This window comes from Mameliella sp. AT18 (assembly GCF_028807275.1).
In the GTDB taxonomy this organism is placed as follows: Bacteria; Pseudomonadota; Alphaproteobacteria; order Rhodobacterales; family Rhodobacteraceae; genus Antarctobacter; species Antarctobacter albus.
The window spans coordinates 1-1,850 of sequence record NZ_JARAMO010000176.1; the positions used below are offsets into that span (position 1 = coordinate 1).

Below are 1,850 nucleotides of genomic sequence, written 5' to 3' on the forward strand. Positions count from 1 at the left end.
TCGTTCTGGTAGTCGCCAAAGGCCTGTTCCAACACGAACCCCGTGCCCGCCGACTGGCGTTTTGCCACGACGATCTTGCCGAAATCCGCGGGATCGAATTCCACCGGCTGCGCGGCGAGCGGCGCGGCGAGCATGGCGGTCAGAAAGACACTCAGGACGGAATGGCGCATTTTGTGGCCTCGTCGGAAAAAGGGTGCGCAAAGGTTACGCTCCGTCACCCCATTCCGCCAAGTCCGGAATCTCTGGCCTCAATCCGGGCGCGAAATCACCCGCCTCAGGGTCTTGTTGATCGATCTGCTGCGTTCGCCCTTGCTCGTGCCTGTCTGGACCTGCCTGCCTCTTGAACTGATGACCCAGCCCAGACCCGGATCAAACCAATCGGTATAGCTTGCCTGCAGGTTGTCGGTTTCAAAAGTGTATTCGATTTCCCAGACCAACCGCCGCCCGGAGTTCGACGTGGCATAGATTTCGCAGCACCGCTGCACGAGGGACATGCGATAGATAGCCTCTGGTTCGGGATCGGTGTCCCAGTCCCAGTTTTCGTTCCATGTCAAGCGCTTGCCGTTGCGCATCGGGTAGAACGGACCGCCCGTCTCTTCCGTAGTTTCAACTTTCGAGGCGGCGCGGTCATTCAGGATGTCCGCCGCGGTTGCGCCCTTTCCCGGTTCCAAGACACTCGCGGAATAGTCGGCTGCGACGAATTTGTACCCGTCGCGTTGCACAAAGCCCAAGCATTTGCTGTTGCCCTCCTCGCACCAAAAATAGGCCAAATGCCCATCTGGTGCGGGCAGAAAGTGATAGGCGACATCCAGGGCGCTGGAGTCATCCAACTCGTCCTCGGTGAAAAACGTGGTGCGCTCGCGCATCACAAACTGCAACCCGGCCAGCGGGCCGGGATCGGGCTCGATCAGCGTGGCGGACAAGGCTTTCATCGCCGCTTTCCGCTGTTCTTTTGCTTCCGTCGCCAGCGGCGACAGCCGGTCTCTCTCAGTCTTGTAAAGCTGGAGTTTCGCCAGCAAGTCCGCCGCCGCCTCGCGCGCGGCGGCCTCTGTGCCTTCGCGAATGACGGCAAGGTCGCCCCGCACCCGCGCCAGGATCCTCTTGTCCTCCAGGTCACGCGCCCCGTAGATCGCCTCGACCTCGGCATGGATCTCCAGGATCTTCTCCACATGAGGCGCGACGGCCGCGCGCGCGGGCGCAGCAAGGGGGTTTTCGTCCATCGCCTCGGCGAACATCTCGGTCAGGATTCTCGCGTTGATCGCGTCGGCCCGGGCCCATCCGGTATCGTCAAGCACCTCTTCGATGTCGCGGGCCGTCTTTCTGGCCCAGTCTTCCAACTCATCCCGCGACAGCGCGTCGAGGTCGACGATGTCCACCGCCGGGTCCTCCGGCGCCGGCGCATCCGGGTCGGCAGGCAGGGCATCGTCGCGCGCGGTTTCTTCAATCGGCGGTTTGGCCACCGCAGGAGCGTCGGGCGCCTTTTCTTCCGGCACGGCGGCAAGACGGCGCGCGTCCTCCGCCGCCTCCAGCTCGCAGACCCGCTCCGCGTGACGCGACACCATTGCCGCCAGCGGATGCGCCTCGCAGGTTTCAAGAAAGGTCTCGTAGCCTGCGCATCCATAGTCCGGTGCGGCCTCCAGCATCGCTTCGCAACGGGCATCCACCTGCGGCGCCTTTGGAACGGGCGCCACCGGCACCGCCGCCTTCAGCACCGCGCTTTCGGCGAGGATACGCGCCATCGGGATGGCAAAATTGTAGCCCGTCCGATTGTCGCCCGCATGATGCAGCGCCACGACCTTGCGGTCGGTGATCCGAAAGACCGGCGAGCCGGAGTTGCCGCCCAGCGTGTC

Annotated in this window: 1 protein-coding gene; it reads right to left on the minus strand. The window is 63.6% G+C overall.

Annotation, left to right across the window (positions count from 1 at the left end; all coding sequences use genetic code 11):
• Nucleotides 1-248: 248 nt before the first annotated feature.
• A complete protein-coding gene (locus PVW46_RS15465; RefSeq protein ID WP_274576545.1) occupies nt 249-1,712 on the minus strand; it encodes a hypothetical protein in 1,464 nt (487 codons plus the stop codon).
• Between the last annotated feature and the right edge of the window lie 138 nt (nt 1,713-1,850).